The sequence below is a fragment of the Pseudoalteromonas sp. NZS127 genome, assembly GCF_015864805.1.
Classification (GTDB): Bacteria; Pseudomonadota; Gammaproteobacteria; order Enterobacterales; family Alteromonadaceae; genus Pseudoalteromonas; species Pseudoalteromonas nigrifaciens.
Window position 1 is genome coordinate 52,423 of record NZ_JADYWN010000016.1, and the last position, 22,067, is coordinate 74,489.

20 protein-coding genes and 2 tRNA genes are annotated in these 22,067 nt (G+C 39.2%); 15 read left to right on the forward strand and 7 right to left on the reverse strand.

What is annotated here, in order from left to right; all coding sequences use genetic code 11:
* Window positions 1-42: 42 nt before the first annotated feature.
* Window positions 43-3,507: a S8 family serine peptidase gene (locus tag I6E78_RS14085; RefSeq protein WP_197182739.1), complete on the reverse strand. Its 3,465-nt coding sequence runs from the start codon at window positions 3,505-3,507 to the stop codon at window positions 43-45.
* A gap of 224 nt (window positions 3,508-3,731) precedes the next feature.
* Between I6E78_RS14085 and I6E78_RS14090 the strand changes: the two genes are divergently transcribed.
* Both I6E78_RS14090 and I6E78_RS14095 read left to right on the forward strand, forming a co-directional pair.
* The gene (locus tag I6E78_RS14090; RefSeq protein WP_058372269.1) at window positions 3,732-4,202 is read left to right on the forward strand and encodes a DUF2721 domain-containing protein; all 471 of its coding nucleotides are present in this window, start codon (window positions 3,732-3,734) and stop codon (window positions 4,200-4,202) included.
* Window positions 4,203-4,293: 91 nt separating this feature from the next.
* Window positions 4,294-4,746 carry a c-type cytochrome gene (locus tag I6E78_RS14095; protein ID WP_058372268.1) on the forward strand — a complete coding sequence of 151 codons (453 nt, stop codon included), beginning with the start codon at window positions 4,294-4,296 and terminating at the stop codon, window positions 4,744-4,746.
* A 65-nt stretch (window positions 4,747-4,811) separates the two neighbouring features.
* Here I6E78_RS14095 and I6E78_RS14100 read toward each other — a convergent pair whose 3' ends face one another.
* Window positions 4,812-5,471: a cytochrome b/b6 domain-containing protein gene (locus I6E78_RS14100; protein WP_197182740.1), complete on the reverse strand. Its 660-nt coding sequence runs from the start codon at window positions 5,469-5,471 to the stop codon at window positions 4,812-4,814.
* Between the two features lie 130 nt (window positions 5,472-5,601).
* On the opposite strand from I6E78_RS14100, the gene I6E78_RS14105 reads away from it, so the two are divergent.
* The 3 genes from I6E78_RS14105 (at window position 5,602) to I6E78_RS14115 (ending at window position 7,184) form a co-directional block, all read left to right on the forward strand.
* Complete coding sequence (locus I6E78_RS14105) at window positions 5,602-6,306, forward strand: AzlC family ABC transporter permease (protein WP_197182741.1); 705 nt, start codon at window positions 5,602-5,604, stop codon at window positions 6,304-6,306.
* The gene (locus tag I6E78_RS14110; RefSeq protein ID WP_058372265.1) at window positions 6,303-6,602 is read left to right on the forward strand and encodes an AzlD domain-containing protein; all 300 of its coding nucleotides are present in this window, start codon (window positions 6,303-6,305) and stop codon (window positions 6,600-6,602) included. The genes I6E78_RS14105 and I6E78_RS14110 overlap by 4 nt, the downstream gene beginning before the upstream one ends.
* A gap of 90 nt (window positions 6,603-6,692) precedes the next feature.
* The gene (locus I6E78_RS14115) at window positions 6,693-7,184 is read left to right on the forward strand and encodes a glutathione peroxidase (protein ID WP_011326789.1); all 492 of its coding nucleotides are present in this window, start codon (window positions 6,693-6,695) and stop codon (window positions 7,182-7,184) included.
* A gap of 126 nt (window positions 7,185-7,310) precedes the next feature.
* On the opposite strand, the gene I6E78_RS14120 is transcribed toward I6E78_RS14115, so the two are convergent.
* Window positions 7,311-7,496, reverse strand: coding sequence for a PA3496 family putative envelope integrity protein (locus tag I6E78_RS14120; protein WP_007579801.1), 186 nt, complete (start codon window positions 7,494-7,496; stop codon window positions 7,311-7,313).
* Window positions 7,497-7,884: 388 nt separating this feature from the next.
* Here I6E78_RS14120 and I6E78_RS14125 point away from each other — a divergent pair, with 388 nt between their 5' ends.
* Window positions 7,885-8,679 carry a YggN family protein gene (locus I6E78_RS14125; RefSeq protein ID WP_197182742.1) on the forward strand — a complete coding sequence of 265 codons (795 nt, stop codon included), beginning with the start codon at window positions 7,885-7,887 and terminating at the stop codon, window positions 8,677-8,679.
* Between the two features lie 116 nt (window positions 8,680-8,795).
* Here I6E78_RS14125 and I6E78_RS14130 read toward each other — a convergent pair whose 3' ends face one another.
* Window positions 8,796-10,247 (reverse strand): aminotransferase-like domain-containing protein, encoded by a 1,452-nt coding sequence (locus I6E78_RS14130; protein WP_220485809.1) that lies wholly within the window; start codon window positions 10,245-10,247, stop codon window positions 8,796-8,798.
* A 101-nt stretch (window positions 10,248-10,348) separates the two neighbouring features.
* Here I6E78_RS14130 and I6E78_RS14135 point away from each other — a divergent pair, with 101 nt between their 5' ends.
* The 5 genes from I6E78_RS14135 (at window position 10,349) to I6E78_RS14155 (ending at window position 13,229) form a co-directional block, all read left to right on the forward strand.
* Complete coding sequence (locus I6E78_RS14135) at window positions 10,349-11,278, forward strand: DMT family transporter (protein ID WP_058372263.1); 930 nt, start codon at window positions 10,349-10,351, stop codon at window positions 11,276-11,278.
* A 554-nt stretch (window positions 11,279-11,832) separates the two neighbouring features.
* A complete protein-coding gene (locus I6E78_RS14140) occupies window positions 11,833-11,973 on the forward strand; it encodes a hypothetical protein (RefSeq protein ID WP_167376929.1) in 141 nt (46 codons plus the stop codon).
* A gap of 219 nt (window positions 11,974-12,192) precedes the next feature.
* Window positions 12,193-12,283, forward strand: a tRNA-Ser gene (locus I6E78_RS14145).
* Window positions 12,284-12,340: 57 nt separating this feature from the next.
* Window positions 12,341-12,433: transfer RNA gene (locus I6E78_RS14150), tRNA-Ser, on the forward strand.
* A gap of 307 nt (window positions 12,434-12,740) precedes the next feature.
* On the forward strand, window positions 12,741-13,229 hold the full coding sequence (locus I6E78_RS14155) for an RNA-binding protein (protein ID WP_197182743.1): 489 nt from the start codon (window positions 12,741-12,743) through the stop codon (window positions 13,227-13,229).
* Here the strand turns inward: I6E78_RS14155 and I6E78_RS14160 are convergent.
* Window positions 13,213-14,337: an aminotransferase class V-fold PLP-dependent enzyme gene (locus I6E78_RS14160; RefSeq protein WP_197182744.1), complete on the reverse strand. Its 1,125-nt coding sequence runs from the start codon at window positions 14,335-14,337 to the stop codon at window positions 13,213-13,215. The two genes, I6E78_RS14155 and I6E78_RS14160, sit on opposite strands and share 17 nt — an antisense overlap.
* Before the next feature lies 1 nt (window position 14,338).
* A complete protein-coding gene (locus I6E78_RS14165; RefSeq protein ID WP_197182745.1) occupies window positions 14,339-15,508 on the reverse strand; it encodes a PrnB family protein in 1,170 nt (389 codons plus the stop codon).
* Between the two features lie 137 nt (window positions 15,509-15,645).
* Between I6E78_RS14165 and I6E78_RS14170 the strand changes: the two genes are divergently transcribed.
* From I6E78_RS14170 to I6E78_RS14185, 4 genes are all read left to right on the forward strand, one after another.
* Window positions 15,646-16,101, forward strand: coding sequence for an Lrp/AsnC family transcriptional regulator (locus tag I6E78_RS14170; protein ID WP_058372259.1), 456 nt, complete (start codon window positions 15,646-15,648; stop codon window positions 16,099-16,101).
* A 74-nt stretch (window positions 16,102-16,175) separates the two neighbouring features.
* The gene (locus I6E78_RS14175) at window positions 16,176-18,893 is read left to right on the forward strand and encodes an ATP-binding protein (protein WP_197182746.1); all 2,718 of its coding nucleotides are present in this window, start codon (window positions 16,176-16,178) and stop codon (window positions 18,891-18,893) included.
* Window positions 18,883-20,253: an alpha/beta hydrolase gene (locus I6E78_RS14180; protein ID WP_197182747.1), complete on the forward strand. Its 1,371-nt coding sequence runs from the start codon at window positions 18,883-18,885 to the stop codon at window positions 20,251-20,253. Before I6E78_RS14175 ends, I6E78_RS14180 begins: the two co-directional genes overlap by 11 nt.
* A 2-nt stretch (window positions 20,254-20,255) precedes the next feature.
* Window positions 20,256-21,404, forward strand: coding sequence for a GNAT family N-acetyltransferase (locus I6E78_RS14185; protein WP_197182748.1), 1,149 nt, complete (start codon window positions 20,256-20,258; stop codon window positions 21,402-21,404).
* Here the strand turns inward: I6E78_RS14185 and I6E78_RS14190 are convergent.
* On the reverse strand, window positions 21,381-21,971 hold the full coding sequence (locus tag I6E78_RS14190; protein ID WP_197182749.1) for a DUF938 domain-containing protein: 591 nt from the start codon (window positions 21,969-21,971) through the stop codon (window positions 21,381-21,383). The two genes, I6E78_RS14185 and I6E78_RS14190, sit on opposite strands and share 24 nt — an antisense overlap.
* Window positions 21,972-22,067 lie beyond the last annotated feature (96 nt).

A 22,067-nucleotide genomic window follows, 5' to 3' on the forward strand; every position in this document is an offset into this window, starting at 1 on the left:
AGGGAGCCGAAGCTCCCTCTAAGTAACAATTAAGTTATAAGCTTACTTTTGCTTACGACGACGCATAAATGCAAGCGGCGCAGTAAGTAATAACCAAGCTAATGAACCCGAAGATTTTTTCTCTGGCTCTGGTGTTACAACAACCGGTGGTGGTACTACTTTAGTAATACTAACCGTAACCATTGCAGGCTCTGATACATTACCACGCGTATCAATTGCCACTACTTGTATCTGGGCTGAAGAATCACCTGTCAGTAAAGCTGTGTTAGTAACAACAACTTGACCATCGGCATCAACACCCAAACCTTGGTGAGTATTTGACTGAACGAAGTACTCTGAAATAGCTAAATCAAATTCAGACTCTGTAACTGTTAAAGCACCTACTACGGTACCGTTTTCTGCATCTTCAGAAACAGTAAACTCACCACCAACAAGCGCTGGCGCTGAAACATCTGGAACCTCTAAATCAGCAGCTGCCATCACTTTAACAACATCTAAGCCTGAAGCCTGTGTTAGCGCAAATGGACCACTTGCTGTAACAACTGCTTTTTCACCTGGTTTAAGTGTTGTAACTGCTTCACCTGTTTCAAGCGAGGTAAACGCTACTTGAGGTTGCATACCAAATACAGTTGAACCTGTAACACTATCAGTTTCTGTAAATACACCACTTTGATATGCAGCATAACCCACAGATGCTTTAAAGTTCATCTGTTCGCCTAGTAATGTCCCATCTATATTAAGTAGTTCAGAACAACCAGAGAAGGTAATGGTGTCCTCTCCCGCAGAGTGATAAAGCGGAGTGCCCCACGCCCATGAATCATTACCCGCGCCATCTGTCTCACCAATTAGCGTACGGCTACGCCCAGGGAACGCTGTATCGCGGCCACGGTCGTTTAAGTTTGTCATAAACTGATCTGCTACACCGTCATTATCGGTATCAATTTCTAATCTGTAACCCGCTTGGAAGGTATGCGTTAGTGGGTCACGTAGTTGAATCGATGAGGTAACAAATATGCCTGAGTCACAAAACTCTGCATTAAACGCCGAGAAAGTAGTTGCTAGAATATTAAATTCAGCTTCTGCAAATGTTTTCTCAACACCCACTGCAACAATGCTTTCTGCTTGTGGCATAATTTCAGTTTGACCACTATTTGTAACAACAAGAGCCATTTCACTATCGACGATTTGCGATGAAACGCTTAGCTCAGTAGCTGCTTTAGGCATTGCATGATAAACAAGGTGTAAATCATGGTCAGTATCTGTGCTGGCATCATCAAATACCAAAGCACCATCAAACTCTACTGAGGTTAATGCTGCACTTCTTGCTGCAACTTCCTCTGCGCTAAATGGGTTATTTAGATTCCACTCTGGTAACTTAGCTGGATCAACGGTTAATACTACGTCGAAATTAATAGCTTGGCCTGCAGGAACAGTAATTGATGCAGGGAAATCCCAGCTAATAGCCGCAGTGTCTATATCGCTCTGGTAACGCGCCTCTGTACGTAAGTTATAAGTTTTAGCGTCAGCTGAGAAGTTCTTAACTGTTACCGTTTTAGTTAACGATGCAGTTTCTGTCATGCTTTCTAAGCCAAAAGAAAGTGCTGCTTGCTTGGTATTAAACTTAGCGTTATTTACCCATGCAGCAACCGGTAAATTAACCGCTTTAGCTACATCAACTAAACCAGCGCCAATCATACTAATAGGTGCTAATTCTGAAGCAGGGTTTATTGCTAACGGCTCGTTTGTTACATTTAAATTAGCCGCATTCATTATTGTTGCTTTAATCTCAAAGGCATTACGATCTGGATGCGCTTCACGAATCATCGCAACAGCACCAGCAGTAATTGGACCTGAGAAAGATGTACCTGAAACTGGATTAGTACCAGTTTGAGTACCTGCTGCTGCAACATCAATACTAGTACCTGGTGCAGTAATTTCTGGTTTTAATAAACCATCCATTGAAGGACCACGAGATGAGAACGTAGCTACAGCGCCAGATGTAGTTTTAATGTCAATGCTAATATCAAATGTTGCCGGCTCACCTGCAGTTAATTGAGCTTTTAAAGCCGCACCTGCAGCAAAATTAATGCCTACATTTTTAATTGTTACATCAGCATCAAAACCACCCATAGGAGCTGGTGTGCCATCATCAGTATTGTTTGCAATCATCACAAACTCTGCACCATTTGTTTGTGCGTTTAATACTTTGTCGGTAAATGCACAAGCACCACGGTCTATTAATACAGCTTTACCGGTAAAATCAACATCGGCAGCAAAGGCAACACAACCATTTCGGTTTGCGTCTGGATAAACTAACTCAATGTCTGCGCCTGTTATTGTATAAGCTTCTTGAGGACCAAAGCTTGATGGCTGAATATTACCTTCAACGCCAGCAATAGTACCTGTAGCAACACCTATTTCTGTTGTAGGGTGAGTCATTGCACCAACAGATAAGGCATTAGGTGTGGTACTTGGGCCACCGATACGGAATGGATTATCGCCATCGTTACCCGCAGAAATAACCATATTAACGCCTAATTCAACAGCACGCTGAATTAAGTATTGTGTACCGCCGCCAGTATATGTGTCGCCAAACTCGCCACCAAGCGACATATTCATTACATCTACACGGTCAGAAATATCACCATCGCCATTAGGATCCATTGCAGCTTCTAATGCTGCAGCCTGCGCGGCACTTGGACAACCGCCACCACATACAGAGTAAACATAAAGCTCAACGTCTGGCGCAATACCATTTACTGAGTTTGAAGATGAAGTACCATGGTTTGTTGGAGCCCCTGTTGCTGGAGAATTAGCAGGGTCGTTCTCTATCGGATCAGCGTCTTCATTAATAAAGTCGTAGCCACCTTTAACAACACCTTGAGGCCAAGCCACTGTAGTAGGATCTGCTTGCGCTGCTAAATATGCTTCAACTGTACCTGCTCCACCAAATGCTTGGTGAGTGTAATCAATACCCGTATCTAATACCGCAACACGTTGACCTTTACCACTTGCAATACCGTCTACAATAAGTGGTTTTGCATTAATATAGTCAGAGCTTGCTGCAACATGCAGTTCGCTATCGAACATAGGTAATACTTTTGCTACTCGTGAATCTTTAGCAATTTTAGCAAGTGCTTCAGCTGAAGCTTGAACGATTAACGTAGGTGCTAATATTTTGGTTTTACCAATTATTTTTGCATCAAAATCTAAGCTATTTAACTCAAGAGTCATAGTGTCTTGAAGTTGCTCTATATTAGCTGTAATTTCACGATTATTTGATTGCTGGTAAGTACCTGCAACATAGGCATCTACTGATGTGGTAGCGCGTAATACAATCATATGTGCCGATGGTTCTTTTTTATCTGCAACTTGTTCTTTTACTGCTTCAGCTTTTTGATAAGTAATATTAGCCGTAGGTAAGTTGCTTGCACTTGCAAGTGTTGCAATAAATGCGCTTGAGACAGCAGTGGCAATAGCTGTTTTCTTTATTATATTTTTAGACATTATTTCCCCTAGGATAGGTTATGTATTATTGTATTTACTATATTCAACCATTAGCTTAAATATAAAACTTAAACCCATACACGAGCAACACCTTAGTTACATTTAAGTTACACGCAGTGTATGAAAACAAGTAAAAAACAAACAACACCTTGATCTTAATGAGAAAATAATAAAACCTCATTTGTGAACAATTGTAAATGACCAACACTTATTTTGAGATATAAATGGATAACGAAGTAATTAATATTTTAACCATGGCCAAAGTGATTCAAACCGCGGTTGCTCCCGTCTTTTTAATTACCGGTATTGCTGCCACATTAGGTGTTTTATCAAACCGTTTAGCGCGCATAACAGATAGAGCCAGGCAGTTAGAGCGTAGGCTAAAAGTGAGTACCGATGAAGACTTCAATCTATCGTTAACCACCGAATTACGGGCACTGTTAAAACGTTCTCGCTGCGTCCATATTGCATTTAGTTTAAGTGTATTAAGTGCATTACTTGTGTGTACTGTAGTTATGTTGTTATTTTTATCGCATATTCAGGCTGTTAATTTAAGTGTCACTATAGGCAGCTGCTTTGTTGGCGCTATGATGCTGCTAATATTTGCTTTTATATCATTACTTTGCGAAGTGTTTTTAGCCACACGCAGTATGCGCCGCGGTATGATTTTTGCCGACATTGATATTAATGATTGAGTTTGAGTTTAACTGTCGCTTTTACTTGAATTAAAGTAACAGCTAAGATACAAAGGCTGACATTGAAAGTTATTTTACAGGGACAAATTTAATGAAACTTAAACAAGTATTTATCGGGGCATTATTATCAACATGCGCACTTAGCGTATCAGCAAATTCTGCATTTAAAGAGCCAAGCGATGCTATTGAATATCGCCAAGCTGCATTTTCTATGCTCTCAGTACAAATTAGTGACATGGGCGCTATGCTTAAGGGCAAAATACCTTTTGATGCAGAACAATTTAAAGCACGTGCAAATAACGCAGCTGCACTGGCAAAAATGCCATGGGAAGCGTTTTACGAAGGCACTGATAAGGGTGATACTGCTGCACTTGCCGCTGTTTGGGCTGAAAACGACACTTTTATGAAAAAAGCAACTGCATTTCAGCAATACGCAGATGAACTTGCTGTAGCTGCACAGTCTGGCGACAAAGCGGTTATTGGTAAAGCGTTTGGCGCATGGGCCAAAGGCTGTAAAGATTGCCACACACAATTTAAAGACTAAGTTATTTAAATAATAAAGGCGCCTACTTAATTCATAACCGGATTTAAATAGGCGCTTTTTTACTTTTAACCCAAGTTAAGTAAATAACTAAGTGGCTCGCTGCCCCAGGTGGTCATAAGCACTACAAGCAATATTAAAAATACTATCCATGCTAACCAAGGTGCTTTAGTAAGTATTGCTGGTTTTTCATTTGGCTGCTGCTTCGTTCCGATGATCATCGCCTTAACTAAAGGCTTGCCTTTAATCTTATAAAATACAATTGCTAAAACATGCAAACCAATAGCATAAAGTAAAATATCAAAGTTTAAACTATGTAACCAATTAGCAAAATCAACTGTACTGCTCGACACGTACTGCGCTAATGGCCCATCCGTTAAAATACCATCACTACTCATTAAACCACTAACGAGCTGCGTAATAATAAGTATAAAAAACAACAGCACCATATAGCTACCTGGCGCAGAATGCCCAAGCGGGTTTTTATTAGTTTTAAGTGATGCTATTACCGCTTGCGGTGAGTGTATTAACGCGCTTAACCTAGCTGTTTTACTACCTATAAGCCCCCATATTAACCGCGTTAAAACAAGTGCCAAGGTAAAAAAACCAGCAATAAAGTGCAGTTCAATCATACCTTCTTCAATGCTAAAATAGAGCACTGCAATACTAAACACTAATAACCAGTGAAAGCTTCTGACAAAGCCATCCCATACTTTTACTTTAAACATTAGTTATCTCGCTAATTAAGTTATTGTTTCATTATTTCAAAATTTGTTTAGATTTGCATTAAACCTATTATTTAAAGCATGCTTTATGGCACACTTAAGCAATTAATTTTACTGGCTAATATTTCTGCAAATGAACAGACCATCGCGTGCAATTTTAAAAGGCTTTGTTGATATGTTACCGCTTTGTTTGGCGGTGATCCCTTGGGGAATACTCTGTGGCTCACTGGCTATTCAAAATGGCTTTACTGCCCTTGAAACTCAAGCGATGTCGTTATTAGTATTTGCTGGCTCTGCGCAGCTTGTCGCTATTGAGTTAATTGCGGGAAATACGCCACTACTCACCATTTTATTTACTACCTTTATAATTAGCTCTCGGCATTTTTTATATGGCTTAGCGGTACGTCATAAAGTAATTGAGCAACCTTTGCGCTGGCGTCTACCGGTAAGCTTTGTATTGACCGATGAGTTATTTGCATTTTCGCACCACCCTAAAGCCTATCGTACAAAAATACGTTTAATTTACGCACTTAGCGCCGGCTTTAGCTTTTATATTGCATGGAATTTATGGACGTTTATAGGCATTGTTGCTGGTACTATGCTCCCCGATTTAACCCATTTAGGCCTCGACTTTGCTATAGCCGCTACATTTATAGCTTTAGTTATTCCGGGTATTAAAAGTCTCGCCTCACTCGTTACAGTTATAGTAGCTGGCACTAGCGCTACACTGTTTAAAAGTACCGGATTTGAGTTATGGCTGGTGAGCTCTGCATTACTGGCTATGAGCGCAGGATACTTTACAGCAAGAATAACTGCTAAAAAGGAGCGCAACTTATGATGACCACTATTTTACTAATGGCCTGTATTACCTTTTTTACCCGTTACTTATTTTTGCACCGCGCTTTACCCTTTAAAGTTGGGCCTAAAATGCAACAATTTTTAAGTTTTAGTGCACCAGCGGTACTTACGGCTATTTGGGTACCTATTGTATTTTTAAACGATGATGGCATTAATTTACATTGGCAAAACCCTTATTTAAGTGCGGCTATAGTCGCTATTATTGTGGCTTATAAAACCCATAATATTTATTACACTACGATTGCGGGTATGGGGTTGTTTTTAATTTTAAATTAAAAACAACCTTAATATATACAACAACCATATTAAGCAATGTACTTAAAAGAGTAGATTGAGCATCAAAAAATATAAGGTAAAGCATAAATAATGCACAAGTTTCATCAGTTAAGCGCCACCAGTTTACAAGGTAACACCATTAATTTTAGCGAGTTTGCTGGTAAAGTCGTGCTTATTGTAAACACGGCAAGCAAGTGCGGCTTTACCTACCAGTACGAGTCATTACAGGCTTTGCATAATAAATATGCTAGCCAAGGCTTAGTAATTTTAGGATTTCCGTGTAATCAGTTTAATCAGCAAGAACCGGGAGATGCACAGCAGATAGAGCAAGGATGTTTAATAAACTACGGGGTTAATTTTTTAATGGCCGCTAAAGTAGAGGTAAACGGAGAGCATGCTCATCCGGTATTTCGTTATTTGAAATCGACACAACCTGGCTTTTTAACTCGCAAAATAAAGTGGAACTTTACTAAGTTTTTAATCGCAGCAGACGGCTCACCAATTAAACGCTATGCACCCTTTACCAAGCCAGAAAAGCTAGAGCTCACCATTCAAAAAGCACTGCAACAAAGTAATAAGTAACGCCGCTTAAAAGTAATAAAGAGGCACACAGCCTCTTTATTGCCAATCTAATCAAAATTTAAACATACATAAAAGCGTACATTTAGAGTCTAATTCACATTGGTACTTTAGTTATACTAGCGCAATTTAATCGGTGTAATCGCTTAAATCGTCTTCGCCTAGGTTTTTACGCAAGCGCTTTTGCTCAAGGTAGTCTTCCAACTTTTTCTTAACCTTTTGCTTGTTCTTATCGTGCTGATTACGCCCGAGCATTTCGTACTCGTCTTCAACAAAATCGTCATCTAGCGCATCGTAACTAAATGTCTTACCCACAACCCACTCCATAAAGTGTTTGAGACCAACCAAGGATTTTATAATCGCAATAATTGGTAAAATTAAAATGTTCGACACATAAAGTGCAATGCAGTTTAGCGCCAAAATAAAGCCATGTAGCTATCTTAAATAGCCTTCATGTCAATACTGTGAATAAATAGCGCTAAATTAGCTTTATGGAAAGTGAGAGTTTTTTATCGTATCGATAAATAAAATTAATTATTGCTCTAGCTTTAGCCAATTTGACTAAAAAATAGTTTTTTTATAATAAACCCTTGCTATGGTTAATAACACAAATAAAACCAACTTATTGTTTAATATAATAAAAAAACATTGGCACTAAACTTGTTATTACTTATTTATCATCAATAAAAAACTGAGAATAAATATGAAAAAATTACTATTAGTGAGCACTTTAATATGTGCACCTGCCGTTATGGCGCATAATGATAACGATTCAACAGTGTCATTTAATAATGAGCAATGTAATGTAGAATTTAAAAATGATGTACGTATTAAGCCTGACGAACTAGAGATTTTTACCGCCAATAAGCAAACTATGCAATTTAATACCAATGGCAATTTAACCATTAATGGTGAATCGGTAGCGCTTAATCATTCCCAGCAAAAGGCGCTAACTCAATATTCAGATAGTTTACGCACGCAATTACCCGAAGTAGCAGATATAGCCTTAGAAGGCGTTAAAATTGCCGGTGTTGCACTGCAAGAAGTTGCTAATGCTTTTAATATTGATGGCCTCGATAATATCTCATCGTTAATGGACGACATTAAACTTGAAGTACAAAATACTTTTTATCAACAAGACACCTTTGTTATGGGCCAGCAAAGTTTTAATCAATTTGGTGAAAACTTTGAGCAGCAGTTCGAACAACAAATAGAGAGCGCTGTTGAGTCGGCTGTAATGCAATCTATGGGGAGTATTTTAGTTGCTTTAGGTTCTGAATTACTTGGCTCAGGAGGCGACATGCAAGCCTTTGAGCAACGTATGGAAAACATGGGTACGCAAATAGAAGAAAAAGTAGAGCAGCATGCCGATGCGCTCGAAAAGCGTGCCAATGCCTTATGCGAAAATTTTGCCAATATAGCTAAACAAGAAGAGCAGTTAGTAGTCCAAGTACCTGAACTTAAAGGTTACCAATTATTTAGCTTTAAACAAAACTAGTTTGCAAACTTCACTTAGGTGATTATTTAACATCCCTTTGCAGCCGTTACGCTTAACTTAACGGCTGTTTTTTATTGTGCCGCAAAACTTGTTACAAGCTGTTGATCCCCCTTAAATTAGGCTACTTTTTTTGCTAGTAAGGTAAGTTTACCCAGTGTGACAATTGCTTGCTCTATTTGCTCACTCCACTGCACACCATAACTTAGCCTTATACAGCTTTTGTATTTATTTGAAGCTGAAAATATCAACCCTGGAGTAATGCTTATACCTACCTCAAGCGCTAATAAAAATAGCTTTTGGCTATCATACTCGCTGCCTAAGTCTAACCAAATAACACAGCCACCTTGTGGATCGCTGATCCGTGTACCTTTTGGCATAGCTTGCTGTAAGCAACGTCGCATATGCTCTTTATTAGTGCGTAAACGCTGCCTAAGTACTTTTAAATTACGGTCGTATTCACCGCTAAAAACAAATTCTGATAACGTCCATTGATTAATTAGTGAGGTAGAACAACTCAATGCTCTTTTATAACGCCTAGCTTGCCCTGCAAATTTTCCCGCAATAAGCCAACCAACTCGATAACTAGGGGCAGCCGTTTTAGAAAAAGACGAACAACTTAGCACCAAGCCTTTTTTGGAATACGCTATAGCCGGTGTACCTCGTTTGGGTGTAAAGTATAGGTCACCATATACGTCATCTTCAATGAGCACTACGTTATGGCTTTCAACTAGTTCCACCAGTTGTTCTCGATTTTCATCTGGCATAAAACTACCAACCGGATTACTAATAGCCGTAGAAAATAAACACGCTTTAATATCGTGCTCATTAAGCGCCTGCGCTAAATCGTTTAGCCAAATACCATTATCTGGGCATAAAGGTATTTCTAGTGCTTTAAGGCCTAAACTTTCTATTAACTCTATAATTCCGTGATAACAAGGGCTCTCTATGGCCACTACATCACCGGGCTTAGTTACGCATTTGAGTGCAATTGCCAGTGCTTCTTGCGCACCATTAGTGATCACCATTTCATCCATATTAATACCAATGCCAAAGTCTAAATAGCGATGAATAAGCTGCTTTTTTAACGGTGCATAACCATCCAGTGGCCCGTAATTAATAGCGCTACTACCGGCAAGTGTCATTACTCGGCGCATATTTCTGGCTAAGGCTTTATCGGTTGGTGCCGCAGCAACCGGGTTAGCTACTCCAAAAGGCACCACATGGGCCTGATGAATGGCTGTGTATACCTGCTCAATCAGCGCCTGCTTGTTTACAATCACGGGCTCGCGGCTTAACTTAACCCGTTTTGGTAAGCTGCTTGCCATGTTAACGGCTTTTAAAAAGTAGCCTGACTTTTCGCGTGCCTCTATAACCCCCTGATCTTCTAGCGCTTGATAGGCCTGCTTTACCGTAGGAATACTTATATTAAGGTTGCTAGCCATTTTACGTAATGACGGCAGCTTTTCTGAGGGCAATAAAGCCTGTTGAGCACTCATATCCCTGATCAGCTGAATAACTTGCTGGTACAAAAACTCATGCCCCTGATGGCTAACCGCTTTTAAAATCATCACGCCCTCAATCTGTATAGGTTACATATTTCATTTTCTGTATATAGCAAGTATACAGATAAGCTTTAAAATAGCAGCTTAATCGACTTTGGAGAGCAGTATTGAAAAGTGCAGCACTATATATAACAACTGTTTTAATTTGGGGCTCAACCTGGTTGGCCATAGAGTTTCAGCTAGGCGATATTGCTGTTGAACTATCGCTATTTTATCGTTTTGCAATCGCGGCATTATTAATGTGGTTATATGTGGCATACAAAAAACCCAAGATGCGATTTAATTTAGTCGATCATGGTTTTTTCGTGTTATTGGCCCTGTTTAACTTTGGCCTAAATTACTTAATGCTTTACTGGGCACAAAATCATCTTAGCTCTGCAATGACCTCGATTGCTTTTTCAATGCTATTAGTAATGAATATAGTTAATACCCGATTATTTTTTGGCAAACCTATTTCAAAACGAATTTATACCGGTGCTGTACTTGCCATTTTAGGTATCACCTGCCTGTTTTGGCCACAATTACAGCAACTCAACTTGAGTAACAGTGCATTCGTCGGGTTACTACTTGCTCTTGGCGGCACCTTTGTGGCTTCATTAGGAAACATGGTAAGTGTACGTAATTCACGCAAACAAATTGGTGTGTTACAAGGTAATGCTTGGGGCATGTTATACAGTGCCATTGGCTTAGCCTTATATGTATTTATGAGCGACGTGCAATTTAATTTCACTGCACCTACTAGCTATTGGCTGTCGTTATTGTACTTATCTATTTTTGGCACTGTAATCGCCTTTGCTTGTTACTTTGCACTGTTAAAAAATATTGGCCCCGAAAAAGCCAGCTATGTCATCGTCCTGTTTCCTTTAGTTGCGGTAACACTAAGCAGCTTTTATGAAGGCTTTGAATGGCACGCAAATACCTTTGCAGGGTTTAGCTTGGTACTACTTGGTAACGCCATAGTGCTTACCCCAACAAAACGAATTAATGCCTTTTTAGCAAACAGAGCGGTTGCTAGAAGAGGCTCCGTCCCCAGTTAGACGCGTTATTAACGCAACTAACGCAAAAGCGCCTACTGTAAAGTAGGCGCTTTTTTATTGGTTAATATAAAAATGGCAGCCAAGTGCTCGTTATAACACCTAGTAATAGCAACTTTATTAAAAACACCATTTTGCTAAAAAAAATGGTAACTCATCCAAGCAATGCAAATATAAAGTGCATTACACCAACTTTTTTTAGCACTTTACTGATAATTTTTTAACGCTCATAAAGTTAATTTTATAAACACTAATTAAACAGCATAAAAAATCATTTAATTAAAATAATTTAATCTGAATAAATAACCAAAAAATCCTGCTTTTATCGCATTAAAAATAAAAACAAATACAGAGACCCCACAACAAAAGGGATTTAAAAACTAACGGCGTGAATAAAAATGCAAAAACACCCAAACCCACCAAGTGAACGGCAGGTTAATAAAACCCATTCGGATTAAAATAACTAATGCTTCGGGCTCAATTTTTATCGCTTTATTTTTAAACAATTAAGAGGCAGAATGCCCCCGTTTTCACCAACCACAACTCGGAGTTAAGTAATGAACCCAATTAACACATTAAATGAAACAGCTGCTACCCACATTGCAGTTAAACCAACAAATCGTAAAGCTAAAATGTTAGCAAAGCTTAATCGCTTCGGTAAAAGACTCGCTCTTGGTAGCACAGCTCAATATAAATAGTCACACAACCATGACTATTTATACGGTGCAGCAAGCACCCAACCACTAAATAAAGCTTCTTATTTAGCTCCCACTGCTTGCTGCAACCTATTTAATTTTACTAAAATTGTCTTTATTTCCCCTTATTTACAAAAAAAACCTCATTTTAGCCTAAATTTTAAGCAAACAGTCTTTTTGCTATTTACACATGCGTATGACCTAAGTATTATTCTGCGTCACGGAGAGATGGCAGAGTGGTCGAATGCACCGGTCTTGAAAACCGGCATAGGTTTGTAGCCTATCTAGGGTTCAAATCCCTATCTCTCCACCACATTTATATTGGTGGCTTTAATTTTTACTTCCATCAATAAAAAAACGGTTATGCGTTGGAGAGGTGTCCGAGTGGCCGAAGGAGCTCCCCTGCTAAGGGAGTATAGAGTTTGTAGCTCTATCGAGGGTTCGAATCCCTCCCTCTCCACCATACTTAATTTAAACCACTTAATTGTGGTTTTTTTGTGCCTAAAATTTAACACCAATACTAAATTGGGAGGGTGAGATCCCTCGACAGGGTTCAACAAAATGTCTGGAACATTTTGGGCCGCTGCAAGCGTCGCGTAGCGATTGATTACATGGATGTAAGCAAGTCTATCCCTCCCTCTGGACCATACTTAATTTAAACCACTTAATTGTGGTTTTTTTGTGCCTAAAATTTATAAAACTAAACAAATTGTACCAAACTATAACTTAGGGCATGATTAGCTTAACTTTAAGCCAATTTAGGTTTAACTATGATCCGGGTTATATTGCTATCAATTTGCTTAACCGCGCCAACCTTTAGCTTGGCAGAAAACATTACTGTGTATAAATGCGTTATTAAAGGAGTTCCTACATTTAGTCAGCTGCCCTGCGCTCTAAACGCACAAGCCATTACGCTGAGAAATGTTAATGTAACCAAAGCCTATAGCAACACACCTACAAACAGTAAAATTACAGATACCTCTGTTGATGATTACTTAAAAACGCAGCAAATTAATCGCGATATAAAACGCTACCAACTGGCTATTAAACAATATCAGCAGCAATATACAGAAAAAAAACAGCAAATTGATTACATGACGCAAGATAAAGCAAATCGTTTAGGGGCTTCCTCTATTGCCAATGCGATTGCCACTAAAACATCAGCCCTAAAACAATCATACGATGCTTTAATTGGGCAAGCACAGCAACAAATAGAGGCGTTAAATCAGCAAAAAGAGCAGCTTAGTCAGCAACCTTAATCGCCTTTTTTATAACTGCTATAAATTTGTGTACTGCATCGGCGCTGTTATATACATGCGGTGAAACTCGTATACCAAGCTTTCTGGCATCCACACTAATCCCTGCATTATTAAGCTCATTTAATACATGTTGTTGCTGCATGTTAAAGTTTAAAATAGCAGTACCACTGCATTGATGCTGCAGCGTGGGTGACACAACATATTTACCCAGCTGTTGCTGAATAAGCGCAAGTATTGCTAAGTTATGTGATCTAACCTTATCAATTCCCAATGCGGCAAAATAGGCAATACTATTGGCTGCAATAATATAAGGTACAACTGAGGGAGTACCGCCCCAAAATTTAAGCGCTCCCTTGTTATAAACAAAGTGATTTATATCAAACTCAAAGGGGGTTTGATGAGAAAACCAGCCAACATCTTTAGGCTCGCAAATAGCTATTTGTTGCGGGTTAACCCATAAGTAAGCAGCGCCAGGGCCGCCACATAGCCATTTAACGCTAGAGCCAATCATAAAGTCAGCATTTAAAGCGGTTAAATCAAGCGGTATAATCCCTGCAGATTGCGCAACGTCAATGATTGATAAGCTATTCGTTTTTTTACTCAAAGCAACAATATCGTGCACAGGGGCTTGCACCCCTGTATTTGAATATACGTGACTGATAAAAACTAAATCTATGTTATCCGTTAAATAACGCTGCCAAACGGTAATATCGGTTAAGTTTTCATGCTCTGGAATAAATGTTATTTGCGCACATTTTGGCAAAGCTTTTTGCATCGCAAAGCCCATACTTGGAAAGTCACTTTGTGCCATTAATACTTTGCAATTTTTTTGCTGTAATCGCGGATGCGACATTAACAACTTAGTTAAACCGCTGGATAAGTTAACTTGCGGACAAAATTGCTCGCTAGGTGCATTAAATAACTGCCCTAACGCGGCATTAAATTGCTCTACTGCAGGTAACCATTGCTGCCAAGGTTCTTTATTTGACGATTCCCACGGCGAAAAATAATGCGCTGCTAAATGCTGCTGACTATTTTTCAGTGGACGCCCTACTGAGTGGCTTAATAAATAACAGCCTTCGGCCATACAAAAATCGTGTTGATTCATCTTATTTAATCCACTGTTTTAGCAAGTTTATATCGTCGTAACGTGTTTTTATATCGTCGCGCTTGGCACTGGCACGTTTATCACGGAGTTTTTCTAACGAATCGAGCAAAACATGTAATGGTGGGCCACTGGCCGTTACTTTACTCATATGTTGCTGCTGCATTTGCTTTGACGGTTGCGCAATAAATTTTTCGACCAATTGATTGTGATGACCGATTGCGGTGTCACCATGTAGCTTACACACCTGAATAAATAACTTTGCGTGGTATTTAAACCAGTCACTGTCTTTATATTGCTGCGCCTGTAAAAAGTCATCCATAAAGCTTTGCATACGCATTGCTTCGCGCAATATTTGCTGATCTTCTGGCATCATATATAAAAATTTATCCACCAGCATTTGTGAATAACTTGGCTCGTTGGCACTACACAGCCCAAGTAGCATATCGATAACGTTTATGCCGGCAAAATCTCCCGCATTAGCACCTCTGTATATCTCATTACCTACTCGATGCGGTTTATAATAAGGGCGCACACAATTAAAAAAGCGCTCGGTGTCTAGCTGAGTATAAAGTGCATTATTCGATTCAATTACATCTATTAATGCTTGTTTTGCAACTTTTAATAGCTCGGCACAGGTGGGGTGAGAAATACCTAATGGCAATATTTTTAATAATGCATCGCTGGCGCGTTTATATGCCAAAATACCTTGGGTGTTGTAATCAATAAATAGTTTTTCGTCGGGTAAATTAGTAAAGCGTTTATACGTGCCATTTAACGCTTTATTGTGGGTGGTTAAATGAGCGGTCGCAAAGCGTGGCGTTACTCCAATAGAAGCACCTATGTGCATTGCTAATGCCGACGCCTCTACCAGTGGCGATGTGGTCTCACGGCTTGGTTCGGTAATTTCATGGCGACGACACGCCGCCATAAAAAGTCCTACATTACCGAGTAAATCAAACGCGCTATCAAACCCCTCATCGGTATTCCCCTCCGCTAATAAGTTACTTATTAGCGCGTTACCTTCATCTTTTAACTGCTGCTTTAAAGGCTCTCCTATTCCCTCTACATTGGCTTTATCATCTTGTTGCCAGTAAAGTTGCTCAAGCTCGCTGTTTATCTGTGGGAAGGAGCCTCTTATCCATCGATCGAAAATGGCTGTATGGGTGCTCATTATGGTTTCCTGTTATTATAGTTATCACTAAATGCTAACAGAGTTTAATGAGGGTAAAGCGCTAAAAAAATTAGTAATTATTAACATCATTAGCAATAATCACTACAAATATAAAAATAATTAATAAGAATCTATATATGCTCGATAAAAAAGATCAGCAATTGCTCATAGCCTTACAAACCAACGCTAGAATGTCTGTTGCAGATCTTGCCAGTCATATTAGCCTCTCAGATACGCCCTGCCTTAGACGAATTAAAAAGCTAGAACAAGCTAACATCATTACCGGCTACCACGCTGCTATTAACCCTAAGGCACTTAAACTAAACGTTTTGGTGTATGCATTTGTACGTTTAAATCAAAATTCGGCCAGTGCTGCCCTGCAATTTGAGCAACACGTAGAAAAGCTCACCCATGTGCTAGAGTGTTCGGTAATATCGGGAAGTTACGACTATTTACTAAAAATAATTGCGCATGATTTAGAAAGCTATGAGCAGTTTGTTAAGCATCAATTAGGGAGCTTAAGCTGTATCGCTAATATAGAATCAACCGTGGTGTTAAAGCAGTCTTTTAGCAAAAAACAATTACCATTGTAAAAAATACCGCAAATAACTTACTGTTAGCTATACTGATATTTTCAATTGGGAATATTACTTGTACAGGGATTTATGTGAAAAATTTTAACTCCAAGTATTACTCTAGTGTTTTTTACATTGCTTTTGCTTTAGCCTATTTTTTTGTAGGAGTAATACTTACCAAGCTAACCTTTAACTCGCAAATTATTCCTGTTTGGTTACCCGCTGGTATAGCCTTAGTTGGCTGCTTTGTGTGGTGGTGGCGATTTATTCCTGCGCTATTTTTAGCGGCTCTCGCATTTAATTTAAATTTTTTTACTAATACAACTCATGAAATGGTATTGGTCGGAAATTCATTAAACGAGGCTATGTATATTGCCTTTGGGGTGGTGCTGCAGGGCATGGTTGGTGCCGCAATATTAAAATTTTGGTTAGGGCACCCTCTGCGCCTTAAAAAACGCCAAAACATTATTTATTTTATTGTTGTTGTTGGTGTTTTAGTCAGTTTAATTTCGGCTAATTTTGGCGTGTTTGCACTAAGCCAATTTAATACAATGTACAGTGTAGATAACCACTGGAAAAACACGACCTACTGGTGGTTAGGTGATATTTTAGGGGTGTTAATTGCCACTCCATTTTTACTTTCATTACTGCCAGATAAGTCTGATAACTATAATATTTCGGTGCTACCGACACTTTCGGTATGTTGTATTTTATTTGTATCAGTAGCGGCTACCACACAATTATACGATAGCGAAAGCCGTATTAATGCGATAAAAATTGCTGAGCGCGAAGTACAAGTGATAGAAAACAGCCTGTACCGCTACACTAATCGCAGCATTATTGCGGTGCAAAGTTTAGCTAGCCAAATTCAGTCATCGCCAACATTAAGCCAGCAAAACTTTAATCAATACGCCAACACCCTGCTTGCTAAGCACTCATTTATAAAAGCCTTATCATGGAATGTAAAAATCCCATCTCATCAACGCCAAGCATTCTCTCAAGAAATTTCAAGTATTTATAACTTACATTATGATGTTGTTGGTGAGCCTTTAGAGCCAAACGATCCACTCGTTATTGTAAAATATATAACACCGTTTAATAGCAACCAAAAAGCCATTGGATTTAATATCTATTCAAACCCAGATCGCAAAGCATCCTTACTTAATCCCGCAATAAAGTATCAGCCAGTGGGAACTAAAATAATTCAACTCGTACAAACTGAGCACTCTGATGCTGCTTATTTATTATTTGCGCCTGTATATTCTCAATCCAATGAAAAAGAAACCATTAAAGGCTATGCCACAGGCGTATTTTTAGTCCCTCAAATTATTAAGCAGGCCATTACTGAGCAGCAGTCTAAAATGTTTTCGATTGCTATTTATGAAGATATAAACAAACCTGCATTTTACAGTAACTCAAACAATCTTAATGTTGCACAAGGCAGTAAGCTAATATCGTTTAATGTCGATTTTGGTGGGCAACAATGGATAGTAAAACTGGCACTTAAAGATGCTTTTTTAGCCCAACATAATAATCAACTCACCTTGCTGCTGCTGATACTTCAAGTAATTGTATGTTCATTAATTTTATTGATTTTATTGCTGTTTAATCAGCAGCAAATTGCACTTACCCGCCAAGTGGCAGAGCGTACTTATTCATTAGCACAAGCAAAAAAGCAATCTGATTTAGCTAACCGGGCTAAGAGTCAATTTTTAGCTAATATGAGCCATGAAATACGTACGCCACTAAATGCTGTTATTGGCTTTTCTTCGCTTGCCCGTAAAGAAGACGATGCCTATACCCTAATTGATTATTTAGATAAAATAAATTCATCATCTAAAAGCTTATTAAATTTGATAAACGATATTCTCGATATATCTAAAATTGAATCAAAACGGCTAGTGCTTGAACGCATTCCATTTGATTTAACCGCCCTTATTCAGCGCATTAATACTATGTTTGAACAAAGCGCTGCAAGCAAAGCAATTGTGTGGAAAATAAAGAGCAACATCCCTAAAGACACTTGGTTTGTTGGCGATCCTATGCGATTAGAGCAAATAATGCTTAATTTATGCAGTAACGCTATTAAATTTACTAACACTGGCAGTGTTACTTTAAATGTAGATACGCAGCTTATTGCGCCCAATAAAGCACAGCTAACAATTGCGGTTATTGATACCGGAATAGGTATAAAAGCAACACAACATGAAAAGTTATTTAATGCATTTACTCAAGCCGATAACTCTACTTCTCGACAGTTTGGTGGCACCGGCCTTGGGTTAGCCATAGCCAAAGAGCTTAGTGTGTTGATGAATGCAAATATAGCGCTACATAGCGAGCTTGATAAAGGCTCTACTTTTACATTTACATTAGAAATAGAGACGGTTAAAGCGCAAAAACCCCTTATAAAACCTACAGATAATACTAATATAGCCGCTTTAAAGATTTTAGTGGCCGAAGATAATCCAGTTAATCAAATGGTTATAAAAGCCATGCTTGGTTCACTAAAAATTGTGCCACAGGTTGTTGAAAATGGTGAGCTTGCAGTTAATATTATAAAAAAACAGCATTTTGATTTAGTGCTTATGGATTGCCAAATGCCAGTAATGGATGGCTATAGAGCAACGGCCCTGATCAGACAATTTAAAACGGCTGAGGAACTGCCAATTGTTGCCTTAACTGCCGACGTTATGCCCGAAGACAAAGCACACGCTCAGGCGGTTGGTTTTAATCAACACCTTGCAAAACCGCTTGAACTAATTAAGCTAACCGAGTGTCTTGCTCAATATGCAGTGGTTTATGAACAATAATAGTGTGTTTTTAAAAATATTTTTAACTTGTATGCTTAGCTTTTTGCCTCACTTAGCTGTCGCTGAAAATTGTATTACCCAGGCAAACGATTTTGAGTTTATTAAAAAGAGTAAACAACAAGGCCTATTACGCTATACAAAGGAGCACTACCAAGCGTATTTTGATTACCAAGCACGTGCCCCTTTTAACAGCTACCTAAATCATGCGTATCAGTATATTAGCGTAGCTAATCCTCGCGCTGCTATGCCATGTCCTGTGTTTACTCAAACGTATCAGCAACTAGTTATTCAAGGCACCCGTAAGCCTAATCCCACTATTGCCGATATTATTGCTCCCTTTGAGTTAATACACCCACAAAGTAAAAAAGCGGTATTACTCGTGCACGGTCTTACCGATTCTCCTTTTACCTATCACGATTTAGCCCAAGTGTATTACCAGCAAGGTTATACCGTACGCACTATTTTATTACCCGGCCACGGCAGTGCTGCTAGTGCGTTACAAGATGTAGACCTACAGCAATGGCAGCAAGCTGTGCGTTACGCTATAGAGCGCACAGCACAAGACTTTGATGAGGTTATTTTAGGGGGCTACTCTACGGGGGCGGCACTACTTATAGACTATGCAATCACGCAAGCGCTTTCATCAAAAATAACGGCGCTTATGTTGTTTTCACCAGGCTCTGAGCCGCATAATAAACAAGGTTGGATGGCCAAATGGCTTGATTTAATCCCATTTTTAAATTGGATAGATAAAGACGCCGATGTTGATTTTGCCAAGTATGAGTCGTTTCCACTTAATGCTGCGGCAGCCTCACATGATGCAATGTCATTGGTTAGCATTAAAAATTTAAGTAAGCGCCCAGCTTTGGCATTGCCTATATTTAGCGTAATAAGCGATATTGACGCGACAATTGATAGCCATGCCACCCTTAAATTATTAAATGCATTACATAATACTAATTTAAGTCGCTATAAAAAACTCGATACCCTAGTACTTTATGGTAGCAGCACTATTTTACCCCCAAATTTTGCAGCCGATTACAGAGTATTAAATCCGCAGTGTGCCAGCGAGGCATGTCTAAAAATCCATGGTATATCGCATATTGCCATTGTTAACTCACCACAAAATCCGCATTATGGTATTAACGCCTCTTATCGTAATTGCGGCAGTTTTATTGGCGGCGAAAAGTTATATAAAACCTGTAAAACCACAAAAACGCCGCAATTTGGAGAACGTACAGCTGCAAACTTAAAGCAATACCCCACCTTACAACGATTAACCTATAACCCCTTTTTTCCTGAGCTTAAAAAACAAATAAGCACCTTTATAAAAAACGTAGAACACGCACAAGGTAAGTAGTAATGGCGACATTTTCGCATCAATGGTTTAGTAGTATTAATCAAATAGAGCGAGCGCAATGGCAACGCTTGTTTGGCGACGAGCCATTTACCCAACATGCTTTTTTATACGCATTAGAGCAAAGTCAGTGTGTTACTCAACAAAGTGGTTGGCAGCCTTATCACTTAGCTATTTTTGAGGGCGAAAATATTATTGCGCTGGCACCGGGCTATTTAAAAAGCCACTCTTACGGTGAATATGTGTTTGATTGGGCCTGGGCAGAAGCATACGAGAAACATGGCTTAGGGTACTATCCTAAATGGCTATGCGGTGTGCCATTTTGCCCTATTGAAGGTAGCCGTATTGCTATAGAGCACAGTAACCCTAGCTTAGTGTATAAATACATCACAGAGTTACTAAACCTGCACAGCAAAGAGCAAGGCTGGTCTGGCTGGCACGTTAATTTTTGCAACTTAGCCCAAGCCACACAGCTCACACAGCTCACACAGCAGCACGCTATGCTTAGAGTGGGTGTACAATTTCAGTGGTTTAATAAAGGCTTTACATGCTTTGACGATTTTTTAAATACGCTTAATTCACGTAAGCGCAAATCACTAAAAAAAGAACGTAGCAAAATAACTCAACAAAACATTACTATTGAATGGCTGCAAGGGGCGCAAATTACGCCTGAAATTATGCAGTTATTTTGCGAATTTTATCAGCGTACTTATTTAAAACGCTCTGGCCACTTAGGCTATTTAAACATGCCCTTTTTTAAGCTTTTACATGCGCTAATGGCCGACAAACTAGTCATTATGCTAGCCAAAAAAGAGGACGCTATTATTGCCGCAACCCTTAGCCTAATAGGAGCAGATACACTGTACGGGCGGTATTGGGGGGCAAGCGAAGAGGTAGATTCACTGCACTTTGAGCTATGCTATTACCAAGGGATTGAGTTTGCAATAAAGCATAACCTCAGCTGTTTTCATTCAGGGGCACAAGGTGAGCATAAAATAGCACGCGGTTTTGCCCCTGTATTAACCTACTCAGCTCACCATATAGTTGATAATGACTTTAGCAACGCAATTAACGATTACTTAAAACGTGAACGCCAGCATATTAATATTTATAAAGATCAATGCAGCGCATTACTGCCGTTTAAAAATCAGTAACTGATTATTAGCAGGCATGGCTATATCACTTAGTAACGTTAGCCCTGCTTGCTTTGCTAATAGCTCAACTGCTGCAAAATCTCTAATACCGCTAAGTGGGTCGCGCTCTATTAAAAAGCGATTAAAGTCGTTATTACTTTGGCTAGTAAACTCGCCTTTATATTTAAATGGCCCGTAAATGCATACTATGCCTTGGTCATTTAAATGCTGTTTTACACCCGCAAAAAAATGCTCTACTAGTTGCCAGCTTACAATATGAAAAGTATTAGCCGTGTAAATAGCATCCACTTTATCAATTGGCCACGCATTGTTTAAGTCAAGTTCAAGGGGAGCATGTAAATTGGTTAAATTAACCTCGCGGTGCCATAAATTAATACCCTCATGATTAATCGCTCTGTCGCTGCTATGCCATTGTAAATGCGGCAACTGCTGAGCAAAATACACGCTGTGCTGACCTGTACCTGAGCCTACTTCGAGCACCGTTTTGGCATTCGCTAACACAGGTTTTAACTGCGCTAAAATAGGCTGTTTATTATTTTCACACGCTTGTGAGAATGGCTTGATCATTTTTACTCTCAAGGTTAAAGGCTGATGCGCAACAGTAAAGCAAATTTAGCGTATTTTGTCGTGCGCTAATGTACGCTTTAAAGCCAGTTAATTAAT

Coding starts and splice junctions, on each gene's coding strand:
- I6E78_RS14090 (WP_058372269.1), top strand. CDS start 3,732: ATGGATAACGAAGTAATTAATATTTTAACCATGGCCAAAGTGATTCAA.
- I6E78_RS14185 (WP_197182748.1), top strand. CDS start 20,256: ATGGCGACATTTTCGCATCAATGGTTTAGTAGTATTAATCAAATAGAG.
- I6E78_RS14125 (WP_197182742.1), top strand. CDS start 7,885: ATGAAAAAATTACTATTAGTGAGCACTTTAATATGTGCACCTGCCGTT.
- I6E78_RS14155 (WP_197182743.1), top strand. CDS start 12,741: ATGATCCGGGTTATATTGCTATCAATTTGCTTAACCGCGCCAACCTTT.
- I6E78_RS14110 (WP_058372265.1), top strand. CDS start 6,303: ATGATGACCACTATTTTACTAATGGCCTGTATTACCTTTTTTACCCGT.
- I6E78_RS14190 (WP_197182749.1), bottom strand. CDS start 21,971: ATGATCAAGCCATTCTCACAAGCGTGTGAAAATAATAAACAGCCTATT.
- I6E78_RS14180 (WP_197182747.1), top strand. CDS start 18,883: ATGAACAATAATAGTGTGTTTTTAAAAATATTTTTAACTTGTATGCTT.
- I6E78_RS14165 (WP_197182745.1), bottom strand. CDS start 15,508: ATGAGCACCCATACAGCCATTTTCGATCGATGGATAAGAGGCTCCTTC.
- I6E78_RS14130 (WP_220485809.1), bottom strand. CDS start 10,247: ATGATTTTAAAAGCGGTTAGCCATCAGGGGCATGAGTTTTTGTACCAG.
- I6E78_RS14095 (WP_058372268.1), top strand. CDS start 4,294: ATGAAACTTAAACAAGTATTTATCGGGGCATTATTATCAACATGCGCA.
- I6E78_RS14115 (WP_011326789.1), top strand. CDS start 6,693: ATGCACAAGTTTCATCAGTTAAGCGCCACCAGTTTACAAGGTAACACC.
- I6E78_RS14160 (WP_197182744.1), bottom strand. CDS start 14,337: ATGAATCAACACGATTTTTGTATGGCCGAAGGCTGTTATTTATTAAGC.
- I6E78_RS14140 (WP_167376929.1), top strand. CDS start 11,833: ATGAACCCAATTAACACATTAAATGAAACAGCTGCTACCCACATTGCA.
- I6E78_RS14100 (WP_197182740.1), bottom strand. CDS start 5,471: ATGTTTAAAGTAAAAGTATGGGATGGCTTTGTCAGAAGCTTTCACTGG.
- I6E78_RS14105 (WP_197182741.1), top strand. CDS start 5,602: ATGAACAGACCATCGCGTGCAATTTTAAAAGGCTTTGTTGATATGTTA.
- I6E78_RS14085 (WP_197182739.1), bottom strand. CDS start 3,507: ATGTCTAAAAATATAATAAAGAAAACAGCTATTGCCACTGCTGTCTCA.
- I6E78_RS14170 (WP_058372259.1), top strand. CDS start 15,646: ATGCTCGATAAAAAAGATCAGCAATTGCTCATAGCCTTACAAACCAAC.